Annotated in this window: 14 protein-coding genes and 1 pseudogene; 6 read left to right on the forward strand and 9 right to left on the reverse strand. The window is 62.7% G+C overall.

Going from position 1 to position 18,463, the window contains the following annotated elements; genetic code table 11:
* The 8 genes from JET17_RS21395 to edd form a co-directional block, all read right to left on the reverse strand.
* Positions 1–846: a carbohydrate ABC transporter permease gene (locus JET17_RS21395; RefSeq protein WP_012316020.1), complete on the reverse strand. Its 846-nt coding sequence runs from the start codon at positions 844–846 to the stop codon at positions 1–3.
* Positions 839–1,747 carry a carbohydrate ABC transporter permease gene (locus tag JET17_RS21400; RefSeq protein WP_012316021.1) on the reverse strand — a complete coding sequence of 303 codons (909 nt, stop codon included), beginning with the start codon at positions 1,745–1,747 and terminating at the stop codon, positions 839–841. Before JET17_RS21400 ends, JET17_RS21395 begins: the two co-directional genes overlap by 8 nt.
* A gap of 193 nt (positions 1,748–1,940) precedes the next feature.
* Entirely contained in the window at positions 1,941–3,227 is a 1,287-nt protein-coding gene (locus JET17_RS21405; protein WP_012316022.1) for an ABC transporter substrate-binding protein, read from the reverse strand.
* A gap of 104 nt (positions 3,228–3,331) precedes the next feature.
* Complete coding sequence (locus tag JET17_RS21410) at positions 3,332–4,558, reverse strand: AGE family epimerase/isomerase (protein WP_012316023.1); 1,227 nt, start codon at positions 4,556–4,558, stop codon at positions 3,332–3,334.
* Positions 4,559–4,660: 102 nt separating this feature from the next.
* Entirely contained in the window at positions 4,661–6,115 is a 1,455-nt protein-coding gene (locus JET17_RS21415) for an ATP-binding protein (RefSeq protein WP_012316024.1), read from the reverse strand.
* Positions 6,096–6,821: a two-component system response regulator GltR gene (gltR, locus tag JET17_RS21420; RefSeq protein WP_012316025.1), complete on the reverse strand. Its 726-nt coding sequence runs from the start codon at positions 6,819–6,821 to the stop codon at positions 6,096–6,098. Before gltR ends, JET17_RS21415 begins: the two co-directional genes overlap by 20 nt.
* 65 nt (positions 6,822–6,886) lie before the next feature.
* Positions 6,887–7,846, reverse strand: a complete 960-nt coding sequence (locus JET17_RS21425; RefSeq protein WP_012316026.1) for a glucokinase — start codon at positions 7,844–7,846, stop codon at positions 6,887–6,889.
* On the reverse strand, positions 7,843–9,669 hold the full coding sequence (gene edd / locus JET17_RS21430; RefSeq protein ID WP_012316027.1) for a phosphogluconate dehydratase: 1,827 nt from the start codon (positions 9,667–9,669) through the stop codon (positions 7,843–7,845). The genes JET17_RS21425 and edd overlap by 4 nt, the downstream gene beginning before the upstream one ends.
* A 265-nt stretch (positions 9,670–9,934) precedes the next feature.
* Here edd and gap point away from each other — a divergent pair, with 265 nt between their 5' ends.
* The 6 genes from gap (at position 9,935) to JET17_RS21460 (ending at position 16,634) form a co-directional block, all read left to right on the forward strand.
* Positions 9,935–10,936, forward strand: a complete 1,002-nt coding sequence (gap, locus tag JET17_RS21435; protein ID WP_012316028.1) for a type I glyceraldehyde-3-phosphate dehydrogenase — start codon at positions 9,935–9,937, stop codon at positions 10,934–10,936.
* Between the two features lie 220 nt (positions 10,937–11,156).
* Positions 11,157–11,669: an RNA polymerase sigma factor gene (locus tag JET17_RS21440; RefSeq protein ID WP_012316029.1), complete on the forward strand. Its 513-nt coding sequence runs from the start codon at positions 11,157–11,159 to the stop codon at positions 11,667–11,669.
* A gap of 90 nt (positions 11,670–11,759) precedes the next feature.
* Positions 11,760–12,722, forward strand: coding sequence for a FecR family protein (locus JET17_RS21445; RefSeq protein ID WP_012316030.1), 963 nt, complete (start codon positions 11,760–11,762; stop codon positions 12,720–12,722).
* A gap of 126 nt (positions 12,723–12,848) precedes the next feature.
* The gene (locus JET17_RS21450; RefSeq protein WP_012316031.1) at positions 12,849–15,437 is read left to right on the forward strand and encodes a TonB-dependent receptor; all 2,589 of its coding nucleotides are present in this window, start codon (positions 12,849–12,851) and stop codon (positions 15,435–15,437) included.
* Positions 15,438–15,578: 141 nt separating this feature from the next.
* A complete protein-coding gene (locus tag JET17_RS21455; protein ID WP_012316032.1) occupies positions 15,579–16,172 on the forward strand; it encodes a biliverdin-producing heme oxygenase in 594 nt (197 codons plus the stop codon).
* Between the two features lie 54 nt (positions 16,173–16,226).
* Complete coding sequence (locus JET17_RS21460; RefSeq protein ID WP_012316033.1) at positions 16,227–16,634, forward strand: YbaN family protein; 408 nt, start codon at positions 16,227–16,229, stop codon at positions 16,632–16,634.
* On the opposite strand, the pseudogene arcD reads toward JET17_RS21460, so the two are convergent.
* Positions 16,620–18,054 (reverse strand): annotated as a pseudogene (gene arcD / locus JET17_RS21465) (arginine-ornithine antiporter). The gene JET17_RS21460 and the pseudogene arcD overlap by 15 nt on opposite strands.
* Positions 18,055–18,463: the final 409 nt, after the last annotated feature.

The raw sequence follows: 18,463 nt of genomic DNA on the forward strand, positions 1-18,463 counted from the left end.
TTACCCCTTGACGGCGCCGGCTGTGAGCCCGCGAACGAAATACTTGCCTGCCACCACATAGACCAGCAGGGTTGGCAGGCCGGCGATCATCGCCGCCGCCATGTCGACGTTGTATTCCTTGGCCCCGGTACTGGTGTTGACCAGGTTGTTCAGGGCCACGGTGATCGGTTGCGAGTCGCCGCTGGAGAACACCACGCCGAACAGGAAGTCGTTCCAGATCTGGGTGAACTGCCAGATCAGGCAGACCATGATGATCGGTGTCGACATCGGCAGGATGATGCGGCGAAAAATGGTGAAGAACCCGGCACCGTCAAGGCGTGCGGCCTTGACCAGCGCATCGGGAATACTCACGTAGAAGTTGCGGAAGAACAGCGTGGTGAAGGCCAGGCCGTAGACTACATGCACCAGCACAAGGCCACTGGTGGTGCTGGCCAGGCCCAACTTGCCAAGGGTGAACGATGCTGGCAGCAGCACGGTCTGGAACGGCAGGAAGCAACCGAACAGCAGCAGGCCAAAAAACAGCTGCGACCCGCGGAAACGCCACATCGACAGCACATAGCCGTTGAGCGCACCGATGGCGGTCGAAATCAGCACCGCCGGTACGGTGATCATGATCGAGTTCCAGAAGTACCCGCTGACCGTGCCCCAGGCCTTGACCCAGCCGATGCCGCTGACTACGGTCGGCCAGCTCAGCAGGTTACCCGTACTGATGTCCTCCGGGGTCTTGAAGCTGGTCAGCAGCATCACCACCAAGGGCACCAGGTAAAGCAGCACGGCCATCAGCAACACAGTGTGAATGGCGATGCGGCTGATGCTCGGCACCGGTTTGTCGACAGGGCTATGCATGGCGTTTGCTCCGCAGCTCCGAGTACAGGTAAGGCACGAGGATCGCCAGGATCGCCCCGAGCATGAGGATGGCGCTGGCCGAGCCCATGCCCATCTGGCCGCGGCTGAAGGTGAACGAATACATGAACATCGCCGGCAGGTCGGACGAGTAGCCCGGGCCACCAGCGGTCATTGCGGCCACCAGGTCGAAGCTCTTGATCGCAATGTGCGAGAGGATCATCAGCGAACTGAAGAACACCGGGCGCAGGCTTGGCAGCACGACAGTCCAGTAGATGCGTGGCAGGCTTGCGCCATCCATCTGCGCAGCACGGATAATCGACTGGTCGACCCCGCGCAGGCCGGCCAGAAACATCGCCATGATGAAGCCCGAGGCTTGCCAAACGGCGGCGATCACCAGGCAGTACACCACTCGGTCGGGGTCGATCAGCCAGTCCAGGCGAAACCCCTCCCAGCCCCAGTCACGCAACAGCTTGTCCAGCCCCATGCCAGGGTTGAGCAGCCACTTCCAGGCGGTACCGGTGACGATCATGGACAAGGCCATCGGGTACAGGTAGACCGTGCGGATGAAACCTTCGCGGCGGATGCGCTGGTCGAGCAGCACCGCCAGTAGTACGCCGATGGCGAGGCTGATACCGATGAACAGCCCGCCGAACACCAGCAGGTTCTTGCTGGCTACCCACCAGCGGTCGTTGTCGAACAGCCTGGCGTATTGCGCAAGGCCCGCCCACTTGTAAGTTGGCAGGAAGGTCGAGGTGGTGAATGACAGGACGAACGTCCACAGGATGTAGCCGTAAAAGCCCACCAGGACGATGAACATGCTTGGTGCCAGCACCAGCTTGGGTAGCCAGCGCTGCAGCGCGTCCAGGGGAGAGGCCCGCAGTCGGGCGGTTGCTGTAGTCATGATTCACCTTGAAGGCACTGCCCATCTGCTGTAGGAGCGGCCTTGCGTCGCGAAAGGGCTGCGCAGCAGCCCCAGGGGCTCGAGAATAAAGACAGACCGTCGAACCTGGCTTGCAGGCCTGGGGACCGCTTCGCGGTCCTTTCGCGACACAAGGCCGCTCCTACAAGAGCAATCGTGCCTGCCTTGAGCTTGGTTACTTGGCCGATCTGATCGCCGCCGCCAGCTTTTTCGCTGCATCGGCAGGGTCGGCCTTGGGATCGTTGATGTAGTTGGTGACCACATCGAAGAAAGCGCCCTGCACGGCCAGCGTGGTGGCCATGTTGTGCGCCATGCTCGGCTGCAGGCCGCCGGTTTTGGCGTCGGCCATGAAGTCCTTGGCAGAAGTCTGGGCGCAAGCGTCGAAGCCATAGGTGCCCATGTCCGCGAGCATGTCGTTACGCACGGGAATGGAGCCTTTGTTGATGCTGAAGACCTTCTGGAAGTCCTGGCCAAGCACCTTTTTGGCGATGTCCTGCTGGCCAGCGGCCGTGCCCTCGTCGTTCTGCTTGAACACCACCAGCGAGTCGATGTTGTACAGGAAGGCCTTGTCGGTGCCTGGGAACGCGACGCACTGGTAGTCCTTGCCGGCGGTCTTCTTGGCCAAGGTCCACTCGCTCTTGGCCCAGTCGCCCATGATCTGCATGCCGGCCTTGCCATTGATGACTTTGGCCGCTTCCAGGTTCCAGTCCTGGCCTTTGCCGTCAGGGTCCATGTAGGTGGCGACCTTCTTCAGCTCGGTCAGCGACTTGACCATCTGCGGCCCGGTCAGCGTGGCTTCATCGAGGTCGACCAGCGCTTTCTTGTAACCGTCTGCCCCCATCACCGACAGCACCACACTCTCGAACACCGTGCTGTCCTGCCATGGCTGGCCGCCGTGGGCGAGCGGGATGAAGCCGGCGGCCTTGAGTTTGTCGGCGGCGGCGTAGAATTCGTCGAGGGTGGTCGGCGCCTTGTCGATGCCAGCCTTTTTGAACACTTCGGGGTTGATCCACAGCCAGTTGATGCGGTGGATGTTCACCGGCACGGCCACGTAGTCACCTTCGTACTTGACGGTGTCGGCGACTTTCTTGTCGAGCAACGAATCCCACTTCTCTTGCTTGGCCACATCCTTGAGCACATCCGGGTCCAGCAGGCCGGTGGCAGCCCAGTCCTGAATGTCCGGCCCCTTGATCTGGGCAACGCCAGGCGGGTTACCGGCCACGGCGCGACTCTTGAGCACGGTCATGGCCGTGGCGCCACCACCGCCGGCAACCGCACCATCCTTCCAGGTGAAGCCATCCTTCTCGACCTGGGCCTTGAGCACATCGACTGCCGCTTTTTCACCACCGGATGTCCACCAGTGAACCACTTCGACACTGCCTTTGGAGTCGGCGGCGAAGGCACTGAGCGGGAACAGGGAGGCGAAGGAGATCGCGGCAGCGAGGCGGAGAGTCGAATTCATCGGAATACCTTTCTTGTTGTTATGCCGGGCAAGTCGAGCGCTTGCATTGCATGGAGTCTAATCAGAGTGCCCGCTGCGTCAGGTAACGAAGCGATGCGTGAATGTCATCGTTTGGTTACATTGCGCGCCAGTGCGCTCGCCAGGCTGGGCGCCAGGGGCAGCGTTGGCAGCAGTACAGCCTGGAAGGCGTGATAGAGGTCTGGCTTGCCTGCCCAGATCGTCGCCGCGGGCTGATTGTCCGGGTCGAGTTCGTGGTGCCAGCTTCCGGCTGCGCGGTCGATGAAATGAGTGCCGATGAACGTCCAGAAGCGCCGGTACCATTGCTCGTACTGCTGCTCGCCGGTTCGCCGCAGCAGCGCTGCGGCGCTGGCGCAGGCTTCGGCATGCACCCAGTGCAGGCGCTCGCGCACTCTGGGCTGATTGTCCCAGCCCAAGGTGTAGACGATGCCCTCGGCACCATCGATGCTCCAGGCATGCTTGCAGGCGTTGGCGAACAGGCCCCGCGCGCAGGCCAGCAGCCATGCCGGGGCAGGAAGCCCTGACTGACGTCGCGCAGCCTCAAGGTGCAGGACCAGTCGGGACCACTCGAACGCATGGCCAGGCGTTGTGCCGTATGGGCGGAAGTGATCTGCGGGATTGTCCTGGTTGTAGTCGGGCAGTGGTTGCCAGTGCACATCGAAATGTTCGACCACCTGGTAACCACTGGCGCCAGCATGGCCGTGAATGATGCGCTCGACGATACGCAGGGCGCGCTCCAGCCAAAGTACATCGCCCGTCACATCTGCCAGGGCGAGGAAGGCCTCAGTGGCGTGCATGTTGCTATTGGCGCCGCGATAGGCTTCAGGCTGCTGCCAGTCGCTGGAGAAGGACTCGCGCATCGCACCCTCTTCCTCACTCCAGAAACGCTCCTCGATGACCCGTATCGCCTGCGCCAGCAACCCCTGTGCTCCCGAAGCGCCCGCCACTACGGCAGAGCTGGCGGCAAGCGCGACGAAGGCATGCAGGTAAGCCGCCTTGCCGCTGTCGCCCAGGCCGTATGGGCGGGCGAACCAACCGCCGTACCTGGCGTCGCGCAAAGGCCCGCACAAGGCCTGCACACCATGCTCCACCAATCCCAGGCAGCCTGGCTCCCCATTAAGGTGGGCCAGGGCGAAGCTGTGGGTCATGCGCGCGGTGTTCATGGTTTCAGCGACAGCCGTGGGGGGCAGCTTGCCACGGGCGTCGAGATTGCTGAAACCTTCGGCGACTTGCGAGGCTTTGGCGAAGGAGAGCAGCCGCTGGCCCTCGCTTGTGAGCCAGGCGTTATGTTCCGGGGAATCGATGTAGTCCATGCTCCTGCTTCTTCCCTGTGTGAGGTTTGCAGATTCTAGCCAGCCGTCCTGGCTGGGATGTCACGAAGGCTTGGGGTTATGTCACCGATCAGTGACACACGTTCACTCAGTGCCGCGCGGCAGATGAAGAGTCACGCGTAACCCACCCTCGCGCAAATTGAGCAGGCTCACCTCACCACCGTGACTATGGGCAATGTTGCGTGCAATCCCCAAGCCCAAGCCATACCCCTGCTGCTGCCCGGCCAGCCTGAAATGCGGCTCGAACACCTGCTCAAGCCGCTGCTGTGGCACACCCGGCCCGTGGTCGTCCACCTGCAGGACAAAGCCCTCCGCGCTGTCGATGATGCGCAGACGAGCCCGCTTGCCGTACTTGATGGCATTGTCTATCAGGTTGCCGATGCAGCGGCGCAAGGCCAGTGGTTTGCCGGGGTACGGCGCCAGGGCCTGGCCTTCGACGGTGATGCGGCCATCCCCCAGATACGGCTCGGCGAGAATCTCCAATACCTGGTTGAGATCGACCGGCTCGATATTCTCGTGGATGTCAGTGTCTTTCACGCATTGCAAAGCGCCTTTGACCAACAGCTCCAGCTCATCCAGATCCTGGCTGAACTTGGCCTGCATGCGCTCATCTTCCAGCAGTTCAACACGTAGCCGCAGCCGGGTAATGGGCGTGCGAAGGTCATGGGAAATGGCGCTGAACAACTGGCTGCGCTCGGTGAGGTAGCGGCTGATACGTTCACGCATACTGTTGAACGCACGCCCGACCTCGACCACCTCGCTGCCACCGCCCTCGGGCACTGGAGCCACATCGGCGCCCAGCGACAGATCCCGCGCGGCCCGCGCCAAGCGCTTGAGTGGCCAGCTCTGCCAGTGCACCAGCAGGCCGATGAACAGCAGCAGCAAAGCGGTGGTCAGGACGATGAAGCCGATCTGCTGGCGTGGCAGGCGCTCGGCTTCAAGGCTGGTGTAAGGCTCAGGCAGCAACGAAGCGATGTACAGCCACTCGCCCTCGCCCAGGCGAAGCTGCGTGACCAGTACAGGCGGGTTGAGTGGCTCCAGGGTCAGCGAGTAATGCGCCCAGGAACGCGGCAGCTCATCGAGCTTCAGGCCGCTGTTGAAGATGCGCAGGTCATCGGGGGCGACGAACTCGACGGAAATATCCATCTGCGCGCCCAGCCGCTCATGCAGTACCTGCTGGAACACATCAATCACTGCCTGCTTGCGCGGCGTGATTGGCAATACCGGCATGTCCAGCGGCTTGTCGTTGAGCGACACGAAAAAACGCGTACCGCCCATGCTGCGCAACTGGTCCAGTACCATCGGCCGATAGGCCACCGGCAAAGAACGGAAATAACTGACGCTGGCACTCATCGAATGGGCCAGGCTGCCGGCACTGGCACGCAAGCCTTGCAGCTGGCTGGCACGTAACTGCGTGACCCAGATGACGCTGGACAAGCCCTGCGCCAGCAGCACCACCAGCAAGGTCAGCAGCAGCATACGCCCCAGCAGCGAGCGCGGCAGCAGGCGCCAGCGCCGCTCAGGAAGCACAGCAGACATGCGCAGCCAGCAGGTAGCCACTGCCACGCACAGTGCGGATCAGCCGTGGCGGTTTGTCGGTGTCGCGCAGACGCTGACGCAGGCGGCTGACCGCCATGTCAACGATACGGTCCAGCGGCATTGGCTCACGGCCACGGGTAGCGTTGCCGATGGTATCGCGGTCGAGGATCTGCTGAGGGTGATCGAGAAACAGCTTGAGCAAGGCAAAATCGGCACCGGAGAGGATCACCTCTTCGCCATCGCGGTGGAACAGGCGGTGGCTGACCGTGTCCAGGCGCCAGTCGTCGAAGGCCAGTACCGCGCTGGCTGGGGCGGCTTGGCCGAATTCCGCTCGACGCAGCAGCGCCTTGATTCGCGCCTGCAGTTCCCGCGGGCTGAACGGCTTGCCCAGATAATCGTCCGCACCGAGCTCAAGACCGATGACCCGGTCGGCCTCGTCGGAGCTGGCGGTCAGCATGATGATCGGCACCCGCGATTGGCGCGGGTGCTGGCGCACCCAGCGACACAGGCTGAAGCCGTCCTCGTCGGGCAGCATCACATCGAGAATGACCAGATCGCAGTGAGTGTTTTCCAGAGCGTGGCGAAAACCCTGGCCATCGGCTTCGGCGTGCACCTGGAAACCGGCGCGACTCAGGTAGGTTTGCAACAGCTCGCGGATTTCCTGATCGTCGTCGGCCATCAGGATCGATTTTCCGGCAGTGCTCAAGGTATCCCGCCCTCTTGTTGTCACAGGTCTTTTGCCTGCTGTGAGGGCCGCAAAGCGGCCCCCTATCAATGATCCAGAGCCTGCTGTAATGCCACGCCGGCGCCCAGCAGTCCAGAAAACTCTGCCGTCACCAGCCACACCGGCACATCCGCGAAGTACCCGCTCATGCAGCCCTTGTCGGCAAAACTTGCAGCGAACCCGCTACGCATGAACAGTTCGGTAAACCGCGGAATCACGCCGCCAACAATATAAACCCCACCGCGTGCACCCAGGGTCAGTACATTGTTACCTGCCACGCGCCCCAGGAAGCGGCAGAACTGTTCGATCACTGCCAATGCCCGTGGCTCACCACTCAGGGCGGCATCGGTAATTTCTGCTGGTGTCTTGTGCCGTACGGTATCACCGTCCAACGCACAGATAGCCTGGTACAAACGCACGAGGCCACCACCGCTGAGCACGGTTTCAGCGCTGACATGGCCAATCTGCCCATGAATCTGCTGATGGATCGCCGCTTCACGGGCATTGCCCACCGGCAAGTCGACATGCCCTCCCTCACCGGGCAGCGCCAGCCAATGCTGCTCACCCAGGCGCAGCAGGCTGCCGACGCCAAGGCCGGTACCCGGGCCGATCACCAGTGCAGGTCGCGCCGGGTCGGCCTTGCCGGGGCAGACCTGGCGCACCTCGTCCTCTTGCAGGCGGGTCATGCCCAAGGCCATCGCCGTGAAGTCATTGATCAGCAGCAACTGTTCAACCTGCAACGTCTTGCAGAATGCGCTGCGGCTCAGCCGCCAATGATTGTTGGTAAAGCGAAACTCATCACCGTCGACCGGCCCGGCCACCGCCAGGCACACCGCCGACAGCCCGCCACGGGCGATGCCTTGGCCGTGCAGGTAAGCTTCGATGGCCTGCTCCGGGCTGGTGTAGTCAGCAGTGGCGAAGACCTTCACCTGGTGCAGCTGGTTGTCACGCCACAACGCAAAACGGGCATTGGTGCCACCGATGTCGCCAACCAGCAGGTCCGTCATTTGAGGTTCTCCAGGGCCGAGGTAAAGGCGCTGGCGCCCTGCTCGGCCGAGCTGAACGCCATGCGCATGAAGCCGAACAGCTCGCGCCCACAGCCCAGGTCGTTGCCCTGTGGCGCAGGCGGCAGGTCGCGGCTGGCCAATTCCTCGGCCGACACCTTGAGCTGCAGCGTGCCTTCGACACCATCGACCCGCACGATATCACCATCGCGCACCCGCGCCAGCGGTCCACCATCAAAGGCTTCAGGGCACACGTGGATGGCGGCCGGGATCTTGCCCGATGCGCCTGACATGCGCCCATCGGTGACCAGTGCGACTTTGTAGCCGCGGTCCTGCAGCACACCGAGGAACGGCGTCAGCTTGTGCAGCTCCGGCATGCCGTTGCAACGCGGCCCCTGGAAGCGCACCACTGCCACGAAGTCGCACTCCAGTTCGCCGGCCTTGAACGCATCGGCCAGCGACTGCTGGTCCTGGAACACCCGGGCCGGGGCCTCGACGACCTGATGCTCAGGGGCCACTGCGGACACTTTCATCACGCCACGCCCAAGGTTGCCTTCCATCACCCGCAGGCCGCCTTCGGCCGAGAACGGCCGTGCCACCGGGCGCAGGATGGTCTCGTCCAGACTCTGCTGCGGGCCTTCGCGCCAGACCAGCTTGCCGTTGTCCAGGAACGGTTCCTGGGTATAACGGCGCAATCCGTGGCCGGCGACGGTGTTGACGTCTTCGTGCAGCAAGCCGGCATCGAGCAGCTCACGGATCAGGAAGGACATGCCACCGGCGGCCTGGAAGTGGTTGATGTCGGCCTTGCCATTGGGGTAGACGTGGGACAGCGTCGGCACCACTTCGGACAGGTCGGCCATGTCCTGCCAGGTGAGCTGGATGCCTGCCGCCTGGGCGATCGCCGGCATGTGCAGGGTGTGGTTGGTCGAGCCCCCGGTGGCATGCAGGGCGACGATGGAGTTTACCAGCGATTTTTCGTCAACGATCTCGCCCAGCGGCATGAAGCTGCCACTGGCCTTGGTCATGCGCGTCACTTGCTGCGCGGCCTCGGCGGTAAGCGCGTCGCGAAGCGGCGTATAGGGGTTGACGAACGAAGCTCCCGGCAAGTGCAGGCCCATCACTTCCATCACCAGCTGGTTGGTGTTGGCGGTGCCGTAGAAGGTGCAAGTGCCTGGGCTGTGGTAGGACTTCATCTCCGACTCCAGCAGCTCCTCACGGCTGGCCTTGCCCTCGGCATAGCGCTGGCGCACATCGGCCTTCTGCTTGTTGGAGATGCCGGAAACCATTGGCCCGCCCGGCACGAAAATGGTGGGCAGGTGACCGAAGCGCAGCGCGCCCATCATCAAGCCGGGGACGATCTTGTCGCAGATACCCAGCATCAGCGCAGCGTCGAACATGTTGTGCGACAGCGCCACCGCAGTGGACATGGCGATCACTTCACGGCTGGCGATGGCCAGTTCCATGCCTGGCTCCCCCTGGGTCACACCATCGCACATGGCCGGCACACCGCCAGCGAACTGGCCGACGGAGCCAACTTCGCGCAGGGCCTTCTTGATCTGCTCAGGGAAATGCACATACGGCTGGTGCGCCGAGAGCATGTCGTTGTAGGCCGAGACGATGGCCACGTTGGCGGCATTCATCAGGCGCAGGCTCTGCTTGTCGTCGGCGCCACACCCGGCCACGCCATGGGCGAAGTTGGCGCACTGCAGGCTGGCCCGCATGGGTCCGTCACTGGCCGCGCCGCGAATCAGCTGCAGGTAGCGTTCACGGGTGGCACGGCTGCGTTCGATCAGCCGTTGGGTGACCTCAAGGATGCGCGGGTGCATGTACTGGACTCCAGGCTAGCGGTAAGGGCGGTTTACCAGGCATTTCCCCTCCAAACGATTGCGGCCTAGGCTCCTGTGTAAGAGACCCTGCGCATCGAGGCGGCGGCTTGCCCGACCACTCGTTGTATATTTAAACAAAATACTGCCAGTAAAAAGGCTTGTTTTCTATCGCTCAGTGAATAATCTTGTAATTCCAACAACAAAACCGTTTCAGTGAAGCTTCATTTGTGCCACCGGTTTCACTCGAACTGCCAGAGGTACTGCCATGACACTACGTATCGCCATCAACGGATTCGGCCGCATTGGTCGCAATGTCCTGCGCGCACTGTATACCCAAGGCTACCGCCACGACCTGCAGGTCGTCGCCATCAACGACCTGGGCGACAGCGCCATGAATGCCCACCTGCTCAAATACGACAGCGTACACGGTGCTTTCGATGCATCGGTGGAAGCCGACCACGAGAGCCTGACGGTCAACGGTGACCGTATCGCGGTGAGCGCCATCCGCAATCCGGCCGAGCTGCCCTGGAAGGCCGAGGCGATCGACGTGGTGTTCGAGTGCACCGGGCTGTTCACCGACCGCACCAAGGCTGCGGCGCACCTGGCAGCCGGGGCTGGCAAGGTGATCGTCTCGGCACCGGCCAAGGGCGCCGACGCCACCGTGGTGTACGGCGTCAATCATGACATTCTGCGTGCGTCGCACCAGGTCATTTCCAACGCCTCCTGCACCACCAACTGCCTGGCGCCGATCGCCCAGGTGCTGGACCGCGAGTTCGGCATCGAGCAGGGGCTGATGACCACCATCCATGCCTACACCAACGACCAGGTGCTGACCGACGTCTACCACAGCGACCCGTACCGTGCGCGCTCGGCGACCCAGTCGATGATCCCGAGCAAGACCGGCGCCGCCGAAGCCGTGGGCCTGGTGTTGCCGGAACTGGCCGGCAAGCTGACCGGCATGGCGGTACGGGTACCGGTGATCAACGTGTCGCTGGTCGACCTCACCGTCAACCTCAAGCGTGAGGCCACTGCCGAGCAGGTGAACCAGTTGTTCCTCGAAGCCAGCCGGCATTCCAAGGTGCTCGGCTACAACGCCCTGCCGCTGGTCTCATGCGACTTCAATCACAACCCGTTGTCATCGATATTCGATGCCAACCATACCCGCGCCAACGGCAGGATGCTCAAGGTGCTGGCCTGGTATGACAATGAGTGGGGGTTCTCCAACCGCATGCTGGATAACTGCCTGGCATTGTGCAGCGCCCGCTGAGCGCAGGCGCTTGCTGGGGTAGGAGCGGCCTTGCGTCGCGAAAGGGCTGCAGAGCAGCCCCAGGGTATTCTGAGCGCTACAGTTGGGGCCGCTGCGCGGCCCTTTCGCGACGCAAGGCCGCTCCTACCGACAATCTTTACCTTTTCCTAACACTTCCAGGCTTGACCTTCAGGCAAGATGATAAGCATTATCATTAACCTTTCGTCGGCCAGGTCCCCCTGTGAGTCAGTCCCGGTTCAACTCTGTCTTCCTCGTTCAGCGCCTCCCCCTATTGCGAACCTTGCAACGCATGGTGGGCAACCCCAGCACCGCCGAGGACCTGCTTCAGGAAACCTACCTGCGGGTGTCCCGCGCTCTGGGGGAGCGGCCCATCGAACACCTCGAGCCCTTCGTCTTCCAGACCGCGCGAAACCTGGCCCTGGACCATCTGCGCACGCGCCGGGTGCAATCGCGCATGCTGGTCGACGATGTGCCCGAAGAAATCCTGCACAACGTCGCCGCGCCGCTGAGCAGTAGCGAAGATGCCGCACACGCCGAGCAACTACTCAAGCACCTGAGCGTCAGCCTCAACCAGTTGAGTGAGCGTCAGCAGCGCATTTTCATCCTCAGCCGCCTGCACGGTGCCAGCTACCTGGAAATTGCCGAGCAACTCAATGTCTCGGCCAGCACGGTCCAGAAGGAGCTGAAACTGATCATGGCAATCTGCATGGGTGTGGCCGAACGCCTGAAGTAAGACGACCGCTGGCCACCCGAGCTCGGCGAAGCGCTTGCCACGCCCCGTCTTAGCCTTGATCATTCGGGAAAATCATTTCAAGGATTCACCGTGACCGACAGCCCCGCCCCTCGCCCGCCGACCGCAGGGCCCGACGCCCGCGCCCGTGCGATGGACGAGGCGCTGGACTGGCTGGTCCGCCTGCAATGCGCCACCGAAGCGGACACGCTGGCCTTCGAGCAGTGGCTGAGCGCCGCGCCGGAAAACGCCGTGGCCTACGTCGAAGCCGAAGCCCTGTGGAACGGCACGCCGGTGCGCCAGGCCGCCACGCAAATGCATCAGGAGCGGCGCCGCTCTGTACGCGGGCGTCTGCGGGCTCACTGGAAACCCCTGGCGACCGCCGCAGTACTGCTGGTCGGGCTGTTCACCGTGGGCAACTTGCCGATGCGCCTGCAGGCCGACCACCTGACCGTGGTGGGCGAACGCCAGCGCCTGCAGCTCGATGACGGGGCCAAGGTGCTGCTCAACACCAACTCGGCTTTCGCCAGCGACGTGCGTGAAGGCCGCCAGGTGGCGCGCCTGCTGCAAGGCGAGGCGTTTTTCCAGGTACCAGGTGGTGCACAGCTGCCCTTGGAAGTGCAGGCCGGCCCGCTGCGGGCGCAGGTGCGCGACACCGATTTTGCCGTGCGCTACCTCGATGGCGAGGCGCAGGTTCGTGTGCAGCGCGGCGACGTCGATCTGCAGGCCGCCAGCGACCAGCGTATCCGCCTGAGCGCGGGTGACAGCATCAGCGTCGGCCCGCAAGGCTTCGGCCAGCGCCAGCGCCCGGACATGCACAAGGACCTGGCCTGGGTCGATGGGCGCCTGGTGTTCGAGAACTGCCCGCTTAGCCAGGTGCTGGCCGAAGTGCGGCGCTATTACCCGGGCTGGATCATCAACCGCAACGCCCACCTGGACGATATGGCGGTAACCGGCAACTACCGCCTCGATCAGCCGCTGGAGACCTTGCGCGCGCTGGCCCATATCACCTCTGCGCAACTGCACGAATACCCCGCCGTGGTCATCCTCAACTGACCTGAAAACTATTTTTACGCGATCGCCCCACCCCGCCCGTCTCGTTATAGCCAATGCAACTGATTCTTGTTTGATAACAGGAACGGTAATCATCTATAACAGTTCGCGCGTCAGGGAGCGCTTTCGATGTCCACAGGTCCAACTAGCCCGTCCCCTCTTCCCCGCCGTACCGGCCAGCTGTCCCTGCTGACCCTGGCCCTGCTCGCCAGTGGCGCCTGCGGCTTGCCGGCGCTGGCCGCAGAACCTGCGCAGGCGACAAGCCCGCGCATGGGCGACTACCGCTTCAGCATCACCCAGCAGCCCCTGGTCGAGGCAATCAACGCCTTCAGCCAGGTGACCGGCTGGCAGGTGGGTTTCAGCGCCGAACTGGCCGACGGTGTGGCTTCGCCAGGTGTCCACGGCTCGCTGCCTCCGGAAGCGGCACTGAAACAACTGCTGCAAGGTACCGGCCTGGGCTATCGCAAGATCAGCAACGGCAATGTGGTGCTGGAGCGCCAGACGGCGGGCAATGCCATTGCCCTGCAGCAATTGACCGTCAGCGCCACCCGTAGCGCCCAGGACGTCAGCCAGGTACCCAGCACCGTGAGCGTACAGACCCGCGAACAGCTGGACCGGCAGAACGTCAACAGCATCAAGGAACTGGTGCGCTACGAGCCTGGCGTGTCGGTCGGCGGCGTTGGCCAGCGCAGCGGCCTGAACGGTTACAACATCCGCGGTATCGACGGCGAACGCATCCTCACCCAGATCGACGGTGTGTCGATCCCCGACAGCTTCTTCTACGGCCCCTACGCCCAGACACAGCGCAACTACGTCGATCCCGAGATCGTCAAGCGCGTGGAAATCCTGCGCGGCCCGGCCTCGGTGCTGTACGGCAGTAATGCCATCGGCGGTGCGGTGAGCTACTTCACCCTCGACCCGGACGACATCATCAAGCCCGGCAAGGATGTCGGCGCGCGGCTGAAGACCGGCTACAGCTCGGCCGACGACAGCTGGCTGACCTCCGCCACCGTGGCCGGCCGCCAGGGCGATTTCGATGGCTTGCTGCACGTGAGCCAGCGCAACGGCCACGAAACCGAATCCTACGGTGAAGACGGCGGCACCGGCCTGTCGCGTACCGAAGCCAACCCGGAAGACGTGCGCACCACCAACGTGCTGGCCAAGCTTGGCTGGAACTACGCCGACGACGCGCGCCTGGGCTTCACCTATGAACGCTACAAGGATGACCGTGACCAGAACATCCTAAGCGCCGTGGGCGGTCCGTTCATTCCAGGCTTTGGTGCCATGAACTCCTACCGCATGCGCCAGGGCAACGACACCGTCACCCGCGAGCGCTTCGGCATAAACCACGAGTTCGGCCTCGACAGCCTGGTCGCCGACCACGTGAAATGGAGCCTGAACTACCAGATCGCCAAGACCGACCAGCGCACCGATGAGCTGTATGTCGCGTCGGGGCGGCAAGTGCTGCGCGACCGCCAGACCACCTACAAGGACCGCCAATGGGTGTTCGATGCCCAGCTGGACAAAGCCTTCAGCATCGGCCAGACCGATCACCTGCTGACCTACGGCACCACCATAAAGCATGAAGAAGTGACCGGCTCACGCAGCGGCTCCGGCACCTGTGTGGCCATTGGCGGTAGCTGCACCGCCATCGGCCAGGACAGCTCGCGCGACGGCCAGGCCCTGGTCAGCGATTTCCCGGACCCGACCATCAACACCTACAGCCTGTTCGTGCAGGATGAAATCCGCTGGAACAACTGGACCTTCCTGCCAGGTGCCCGCTACGACTACACGCGCATGGAGCCCAAGTTCACCGACGCGTTCCTGCGTGGCATTCAGGGCTCGGGCGCAGCGCCAGGCGCCCTCGACGACTCGGACAAGAAGTGGCACCGCGTGTCGCCCAAGTTCGGCCTGACCTACGCCTTCAACGACAACTACACCTGGTACGGCCAGTACGCCGAAGGCTTCCGCACGCCGACAGCCAAGTCGATGTACGGCCGCTTCGAGAACCCGACACTGGGCTACAGCGTGCAGGGCAACCCCGGGCTTGAGCCGGAGAAGAGCAAGAGCTACGAGACCGGCCTGCGTGGCAACTTCGATGCCGGTAACTTCAGCGCTGCGGTCTTCTACAACAAGTACCGCGACTTCATCGACGAAGACGCCGTGCAGTCGGCCAACCTGGAAACCACTTTCCAGGCCCACAACATCAAGCACGCCACCATCAAGGGCGCCGAGGTCAAGGGCCGCCTCAACCTCGACCACTTCGGTGCGCCAGAAGGCCTGTACACCCAGGGTTCGATCGCTTACGCCAACGGCCGCAACGACGACAACGGCCAGCCGCTGAACAGCGTCAACCCACTGACCGGCGTGTTCGGCCTGGGTTATGAGCAGCCAAACTACGGTGGCCTGTTGAGCTGGACCCTGGTCAAGCGCAAGACCCGCGTCGACGACACCACCTTCTTTGCCCCCGACGGCGCAAGCTCGCAGTTCCGCACGCCCGGCTACGGTGTGCTGGACCTGAGCGGCTTCTACAAGGTGACCGACGATGTCACGGTCAATGCCGGGCTATACAACCTCACCGACAAGAAGTACTGGCAATGGGATGACGTGCGCGGCTACGACGGCCAGGGTGAAGCGGGTGTGACCCAGCCTGCCAACCTCGACCGCCTGACCATGCCAGGGCGCAACTTCGCCATCAATGTGGTTTGGGATATCTGACTGAGCTGATCGGTACTGGCCCTATCGCCGGCAAGCCGGCGACAGGGCCGGAACCGACAACACAAAGGCCCGGTTTTTTTACTCTCCCCACCCCACTGTTTCGTCTTGTCACTAGACGCCCCCAATCCCCAAGGACACCCCATGACCGACCGCCCAGCCCTGCGCTCGCAACGCCTCAACCAGGTCACCCACGCCCCGCACACCGAGCTCGACGCCCTGGTCAAATCCCACGCACCGTTCGACAGTCGCGAGAGTTTCGCCCGTTTCGTCGTCGCCCAGTACCTGTTCCAGTCCGAACTTCAGGCCCTGTACAACGACCCGAAATTGATCGCCATCGTGCCTGACCTGGCCCAGCGCTGCCGCGCCGATCAAGCCCGCCTGGACCTCGCCGACCTCAATACCGAAGTTCCAGCTGCAGTATCCGGCGCCTTGCACGACCCAAGCCTGGCAGAGGCGTTGGGCTGGATCTTCGTCTCCGAAGGCTCCAAACTGGGCGCCGCGTTTCTGATCAAGCGGGCCGTGGCCCTGGAACTGTCCGACAGCTTTGGCGCCCGCCACCTGGGCGAACCAGCCGGTGGCCGCGCCGAGGGTTGGAAGCAGTTCACCCGAATCCTCGATGGCCTGGCGCTGTCCGCCGAAGAAGACGCTGCTGCCGAACGCGGCGCAGTTGCCGCGTTCGAGCGCTTCACCGAACTGCTCAAACATGCCTACGCCGCCGACAGCGCGCTGGCCTGATACGCTTAACCCGGCCGCCCTTCCGGTGGCCGGACCGTTTTTCGCAGTGAGACCATGACCCGACCTGCCCGCTCGAAACTGTCGCGCCTGCTGTATGGCATCCTGGCTTACGTAAGCCTGGGTATCGGCCTGGTCGCCATAGTCATTCCTGGCCTGCCGACCACCGAGTTCATCCTTCTGGCCGCCTGGGCAGCGACACGCAGCTCGCCGCGCCTGTCGGCATGGCTGGAGAACCACCGGCTGTTCGGGCCTATCCTGTTCAACTGGCGCAATGGCAAGGTGATCCAGCGCCGGGCAAAGGTCAGCGCAACCCTCAGCATGCTGGTGTGCGCAGGCCTGATGCTGGCCTTCCTTGACCATCACTGGCCGGTATTTCTGGCCATCGCCGGCATGACCCTGGGCAACCTGTGGATCTGGTCACGGCCAGAGCAGGCATGCCCGCCCGCGTCACAGGCTCAGTAGCCCTGAATACAGCGCATAAGCTGCCAGAGCCGCGCCAATCAGCACCGCCGCAAAGATCAACTTCTCCCACGTGGTGAACAGCACCTGGCCTTGCTCATGCTTGGCCCGGGCGAACAGGATCACCCCTGGCGCATACAGCAATGCCGACAGCAGCAGGTACTTGAGCCCACCGGCATACAGCAGCCACAGCGCATACACCAGCGCCACCAACGCCACCAACAGGTCCTTGCGGCGCAGCGCCTCTTGCCCGGCATAACTCTCCCCGCGCAGTGCCAAAAGCACCGCGTAGGCGGCTGACCACAGGTACGGCACCAGGATCATCGACGACGCCAGGTAGATCAGGCTGGTGTAGGTACCCGCCGAAACCAGGGTGATCAGCAAGAACCCCTGGATCATGCAGTTGGTCAGCCACAGGGCATTGGCCGGCACATGGTTGGCATTTTCCTTGGCCAAAAAACGCGGCATGGTCTTGTCCCGTGCCGTGGCGAAGAGAATTTCGGCGCACAGCAGTGCCCACGAGAGCAAAGCGCCGAGTAGCGAAACCGCCAGGCCGATGCTGATCAGCAACGCGCCCCAGGGCCCGACGATGTGCTCAAGCACCGATGCCAGTGAGGGGTTCTGCAGCCCGGCCAGTTCCGGCTGGGTCATTACGCCCAGCGACAGCACGTTGACCAGCACCAGCAGCGCCAATACCCCGAGAAAGCCGATCACCGTGGCCTTGCCCACATCGGTACGGCGCAGAGCCCGTCCTGAATAGACACTGGCGCCTTCGATACCGATGAACACGAATACGGTGACCAGCATCATGTTGCGCACCTGGTCCAGCACGTTACCGAACTGCGGGTTGCTCACGCCCCAGATATCCCGGGTAAAGATGTCGGCGCGGAAGGCGAAGGCGGCGATGACGATGAATATCAGCAGCGGCACAACCTTGGCCACGGTGGTCACCTGGTTGATGAGGTTTTTACGCCGCTTCCTTGATGCCACGCAGCACCAGAAAGTGCACCGACCACAGCAGCAATGAGGCACAGCCGATGGCAATGGGCGTATTGCCCTCGCCGAACACCGGAAAATAGAAACCCAGGGTACTGAACAGCAGCACGAAGTACCCCACGTTGCCCAGCCAGGCGCTGATCCAGTACCCCCACGCCGAGGAGAAGCCCATGTAATCGCCAAAACCTGCCTTGGCATAGGCATACACCCCTGAATCCAGTTCAGGCTTGCGGTTGGCCAAGGTCTGGAACACGAAAGCCAGCGCCAGCATGCCCACTGCGGTGATACCCCAGCCGATCAGCACGGCACCGACATCCGCGCGCGCCGCCATGTTCTGCGGCAACGAGAAGATGCCGCCGCCAATCATCGAACCGACCACCAGTGCGATCAACGCGCCTAGGCGCAGTTTCTGTCCTGGTTCGCTCATGCGATTCCTCGTCTTTTGTGCGTGTTGTCACAACGCTGAAACAGCTTTATCTGCATATAAATAGGGCCACTTATAATAGACAAAGCCATTAAAGCTATAGCACTCATAACTCTTTTGTCTATACCGGCCGACCGAGATAAACGCTTGTCCGACGTGCAACTTTAACCACCTCGATGATCCGTGGAATTTATTGAGAAAAGTTTGCGAAAACGGCAAAAACGACTAGCTTCAGAGTTCGCAGGCTGAACAGGGCGTTTGTTCTGGTTGTACATGGAGGTGCCAGGGTACAGGGCCTGCAACAGGGCTGTCGGCACTCTCCAGGAGTCAAGTGAAGGAAATTTCCTACTTCACAACGCCATGAACTGATCCATGTCAGATCATGGCCCCGGCGACGGATTTATTCTGTCGT

It is taken from the genome of Pseudomonas putida (assembly GCF_016406145.1).
GTDB classification, from domain to species: Bacteria; Pseudomonadota; Gammaproteobacteria; order Pseudomonadales; family Pseudomonadaceae; genus Aquipseudomonas; species Aquipseudomonas putida_E.